Origin of the sequence: Mesorhizobium sp. ORS 3428 (assembly GCF_001854785.1) — a bacterium.
Lineage (GTDB): Bacteria > Pseudomonadota > Alphaproteobacteria > Rhizobiales > Rhizobiaceae > Mesorhizobium.
Map to the genome: position 1 here is coordinate 1 of NZ_MDFL01000113.1, position 5,327 is coordinate 5,327.

3 protein-coding genes and 1 pseudogene are annotated in these 5,327 nt (G+C 63.7%); all 4 read right to left on the reverse strand.

What is annotated here, in order from left to right; translation table 11 throughout:
- A pseudogene (locus ORS3428_RS12450) lies at positions 1-585 on the reverse strand (glutamine--fructose-6-phosphate transaminase (isomerizing)); the annotation flags it as partial.
- Between the two features lie 251 nt (positions 586-836).
- Complete coding sequence (locus ORS3428_RS12455; RefSeq protein WP_071098025.1) at positions 837-2,258, reverse strand: HlyD family type I secretion periplasmic adaptor subunit; 1,422 nt, start codon at positions 2,256-2,258, stop codon at positions 837-839.
- Complete coding sequence (locus tag ORS3428_RS12460) at positions 2,233-4,392, reverse strand: type I secretion system permease/ATPase (protein WP_071098027.1); 2,160 nt, start codon at positions 4,390-4,392, stop codon at positions 2,233-2,235. Before ORS3428_RS12460 ends, ORS3428_RS12455 begins: the two co-directional genes overlap by 26 nt.
- Positions 4,393-4,407: 15 nt before the next feature.
- On the reverse strand, positions 4,408-5,327 hold a 920-nt coding region (locus tag ORS3428_RS12465), incomplete at its 5' end, for an Ig-like domain-containing protein (RefSeq protein ID WP_244507945.1).

The following is a 5,327-nucleotide window of genomic DNA, read 5'->3' on the forward strand; positions in this document are numbered from 1 at the left end:
TGCGATGGCGTCGGAGCCCAAAAACATCTCGCCATCGCCGTGGCCGACGGCCAGCGGCGGACCGTTGCGGGCGCCAATGATCAGGTCCTGGTCGCCCTGGAACATGATCGCCAGSGCAAAGGCGCCGGACAGCCGCCGCAGCGCCTTGTGCGCGGCCTCGACCGGCTTCAGCCCCTTGGCAAGCTCCCGGGCGACCAGATGCGCGACGACCTCGGTGTCGGTCTGCGAGGCGAAGGCGTAGCCGTCGCGGCTGAGTTCGTCGCGCAGCTCGGCGAAATTCTCGATGATGCCGTTGTGGACGATGGCGACGCCGTCGGAAAAATGCGGATGGGCATTGGTCTCGTTCGGCACGCCGTGCGTTGCCCAGCGCGTGTGGCCGATGCCGATCGTGCCCTSCARCGGGTCTTCCTTCAGCCGGCGTTCGAGGTTGATCAGCTTGCCTTCGGCGCGGCGGCGGCCGAGYGCGCCATTCGCRATGGTGGCGACGCCGGCCGAATCATAGCCGCGATATTSGAGCCGCTTCAGGGCATCGACRATGAGCGGCGCGACCTGCGAATGGYCGACAATTCCAACGATACCGCACATGCCCAGCCTCCGGTTCCCGGCCGAACCATCCCTGTTGCCGCGAGAGCCAGACTATCCCCCATTGTCCGTGGGTTTATCGTTCATTTGAACGAGCCACCTCGCTCAAATGCGTGCCTGAGAACGCTCCACGCAAAGACCTGATGACAGACGCCGCGGCACCCATCACCGCCACCGCAAACTTCAGCGCTGTTGGCATTTGGTCAATCGAGTGAGGTTGAGGGGCAAAGCGGAGGCGGCACAGGCGAACAATCTCACCTCTCGCGAAAAACTTCCTGCCTGTAGYGGAGCAGGGGCGAAAGCAGGTAGCTGATGATGCGACGCGAGCCGGTCTTGATCTCGACCGTGACCGACATGCCGGGCGAGAGATAGGCGGGCCGGCCCTCGACCTGCATCTGAGTGCGGTCGAGCGAGACGCGCGCCAGATAGGCTGGCTCGTGGCCGGGCGTCGAACTTTCCGTCGCGAGTGAAGGGTCACGCAGGGTATCGCCACGAGCGCCATTCGTGACGGTGTCGTGCGAGAGGTCCAGCACACGCCCGTGCAGGAGCCCGTAGCGTGTGAAATTGAAGGTGTCGACCTTGATCTGCGCGTCCTGCCCTGGAGAAACAAAACCGATATCGCTGTTCGACACCACGGCCTCGATCTCGAGGGAAGCGTCGGCCGGCACGACGACGGCTAGTGCCTGCGCCGGCGTGACGACGCCGCCGATCGTATGCACGGAAAGCTGCTGTACGACACCGTCAACGGGAGCGGTCAGGGTTTGCATCTTTGCCCTGCGCTCGGCCTTGACCATGTCCTGGGCGAGCCCGGCCGCCTTTTGCTCAGCCTTCGCCAGATCGTCGAAAAGCGAGCGACGATATTCGGCCTCGGCCCGCGAGCGCGTTTCCCTCAGGACCGAGACAGCCGCCTTGACCTCGCGTTCGCGGCTCTCCAGGACTGGCAGATCGTGCTCCTGGCTGATCAGGTCCTGCAAGTCGGTGAGATAGGCCATCTTGGAGGCGAGACCCTTGTCGTAGAGGCTCTTGCTCACCGACACTCGTTCCTGAAGCGGCGGCAGCACCGCCTGCAGCTTGTCAATCGTGGCGGCGATGGTTTCGCCTTCCGCCTCTTTCTCGGCAAGCTGGCGGGTGATCTCGGCGAGTTTCGCTTCCTGTTCGGCCGTCTGCATGACAAGGAAGCGACGCTGCATGTCGATCAAGGACTGGCTCGCATCGGCGGGAGCGACGAAATCATCGAGTGGATTGGCATGACCCGCCAGCGCCGCCCGCAGCCGCGCTATCTCGAGCTTCGCGGCGACGAGATCGCTCTTGATGTGGTCGATCTCCGCATCGCTTATCGTTGGATCGAGCTCGATCAGCACGTCTCCGGCCTTGACGGAGGCGCCGTCACGCACATGGATGGCACGTACGACGCCTGTGTCGAAGGGCTGAATGACCTTGACACGATCGTCGGGCACGATCTTGCCGGGGGCTGTCGCCACGATGTCGATCCTGCCGATCGTTGCCCAGGCGAGAGCCAGGCAGAAGAAGGCGATGATGGTGGCGCCGATGGCCCGGCCGATGGGTGAAGGTGGCCTTTCCATGATCTCGAGCGCCGCGGGCAGGAAGGCGATCTCGTGATCGCGGCGGCGAACCTGCCGGGCGGGAAATTCAACGATCTTTCCGGCGGCCGCCATCGGTGTTTCCCGCTTGCAGATGGTRCAGGTTGGCGTAACGGCCGTTCGAGCGCATCAGGTCGTCATGCGTGCCGTCTTCGATGATGCGGCCGCGGTGGATAGTGATGATGCGGTCGGCATGCCGCACCATCGACAGGCGATGGGCGATGATGATGACCGTGCGCCGTTCGGCCATGCTGCGCATGTTGTTCTGAATGATGCGCTCGCTCTCATAGTCGAGGGCGCTCGTCGCCTCGTCGAAGATAAGGATGCGCGGATCCCCGACGAGAGCCCTAGCGATGGCGATGCGCTGGCGCTGACCGCCGGAGAGCGAGGAGCCGCGCTCGCCTATCACCGTGTCGTAACCTTCCGGCAGCTGGAGGATGAAGTCGTTGGCTCCGGCCAGCTCGGCCGCCGCGACGACGTCTTTCATCGGCATGGCTGGATCGGCGAGCGCGATATTGTCACGCACCGATCGGTTGAACAGCACGTCCTCCTGCAGCACCACGCCTACCTGCCGCCGCAGCCAGGCGGTATCGACCATGGCGAGATCGACGCCGTCGGCCAGTACACGACCGCTCTCGGGCACGTAGAGACGCTGGATGAGCTTGGCGATCGTGCTCTTGCCAGAGCCCGACATGCCAACGAGCCCGACGATCTGGCCGGGCGGAAATTGAAAGCTCACATCGTGCAGCACCTCGGGTCCGTCGACATGGTAGCGGAAGCTGACATGCTCAAAGGTGATCTCGCCGCGGATCGGCGGGAGAGAGGCGCGGCCGGAACCAAAGGTCGGTTCGGGCTGGGTATTGAGAATATCCCCGAGCCGCTCGACCGAGATGCGCGCTTGATGGAAATCCTGCCAGATCTGAGCGATCCGCAGCACTGGCGCGCTCACGCGGCTTGCCAGCATGTTGAAAGCCACCAGTTCGCCGACCGTCAGCCTGCCGTCTATGACGAGCTTGGCACCGAAGAACAGGATGGCGGCGGTGACGATCTTGCTCGCTAACTGGATGACCTGGCTCGCGATATTGCCGAGGCTCAGCACGCTGAAGCTCGCCGACACATAGGCGGCGAGTTGTTCCTCCCACCGGCGCTGCATTTGCGGCTCGACCGCGAGCGCCTTCAAGGTCTCCACCCCGGTGACGCTTTCGACCAGCAATGCCTGATTYTCGGCGCCGCATCTGAATTTCTCGTCGAGACGTTTGCGGAAGAGCGGCGTGGCGCCCGCAGAAACGCCGACATAGACCGGAAATGCGCTCAGCACGACGAGGGTCAGGAGCGGGGAATAGATTACCATCACGCCGAGGAAGACGATGGTGAAGGCAAGGTCGACGACAAGGGTAAGGGCCGAGCTCGTCAGGAAATTGCGGATGTTCTCGAGCTCGCGCACCCGGGCGATCGAGTCGCCCGCGCGTCGCGCCTGGAAATAGGCGAGGGGGAGCGCCATCAGATGGCGATACAGACGCGCGCCGAGCTCGACGTCGATGCGGTTGGTCGTGTGGGCGAAAAGATATGTCCGTAACCCGCCAAGCACCGCCTCGAATAAAGCGATCGCGATAAGCCCGACGGTCAGGACTTCCAGCGTGCTGAGGCCGCGATGCACCAATACCTTGTCGATCACGACCTGGAAGAGCAGCGGGCTGAAGAGCGCGAAAATCTGCAGGAAGAGGGATGCGACGAGGACTTCGCCAAGGAGGTGGCGATATTTGCCGACCGCGCCGAGGAACCAGGTGATGTCGAAGCGCCGGGATAGGTCCGACAGGGAGGCGCGGCGCGCCATCAGGATCAGCCGCCCGTCCCAAATATTCTCGAACTCGGCCCGCGACAGCGCCTCCGGGCGTGGCGCATAGGGACGCTGGACGAGAAGCTGCTCGTCCCCGGCCTTTCCGGCCAGCAGGAATCCGCCGTCCTTGAGCGCCGCGATTGCCGGCAAGGGAGTGCGGGCGAGGCGGGGCCAGGCGCTCTTGACGCTGCGCGCCTTAAGGCCAAGGTCCTTGGCGCAGCGCAGCATCTGCTTGGTGTCGATGCGCGCCTGGCCGAGCCTGTGACGTATCTGCGATCCCTCCGCAGCGACACCATTGAGCTGCAGGAGCATGATGAGCGCGCCGAGCCCCTGATCGTCCTCGCGCCCGATCTCGGGGCCTCCGAATGCCATTTCGAGCTCCTCTCCCTAGCGCTCGAAATGGCTTGGCGTTGCCAGGAACGCCACGAGATCTTGGCCGCCATGCTGTGTCCATGCCGGCGCGACCTCGCCGGCATTGGCCAAGTCGCCCTGGAAGCCCGATGCCGCGTACTGGTTCAATAGCGCCAGCAGGTTCGATGTCGGGCTGGTTGTGGTCGAGGGAGGATCGGTGACCGTCATGGTCCGCGAAGGCGAACTGGCTGTTTCGCCAGCGGTCGTATTGCTTGCGCGGATCGTCAGCGTGGCGACGGGATGGCCCGTACCGCTGTAGGAGGAAGCAAGGGTGAGCCCTGCGATCGGCTTGCCGATCGTGGACGAGGTCTCGCTGATCGTCCAGGTGTAGGTGCCATTCAATCGCAACGACTTGCTGAGCTGATAGCCGCTGGGGGCCGTGATCGTCTCGTATCTCGGGACACCTGAGATGGTTAGTTTGACGGTGTCGTCGGTATCAACGGGAGTTGCCGTGATTCCGAGCGCCGACGAACCGTGGGCCTGGACGGTCAAAGCCGTGTTGGCGATGGCCAGGATCGGCGCTTCGGCCTGCTTGTCTTCGTCGACCGTGAGGGCCCTGGTGGCGAGCGGGGCGAGATTGCCCGCCTTGTCAGCCACACCGGCGGTCACCGTGTAGAGGCCGTCCACGAGCGCCTGTGCCTGCGCGCTTGTCACGTTGATCGACCAGGCATTGTTCTGATCAAAGGTCGTATAGCTGTCTACGACGACCTTCTGCCCGTTGACTATGTTGACGGTGACGGTCTGCCCGTTCTCGGCACCGGTCGTGGTCCCGCTTATGGCGAACCCRCTCAACGCCTCCGACGCATTGACGTTGTCGTTACCGGCTATGGTGTTGATGGCGATGATCGGCGCCGCCGTATCGATCTGCAGCGTGCCGGCCGGATTGTAGTTGGCGG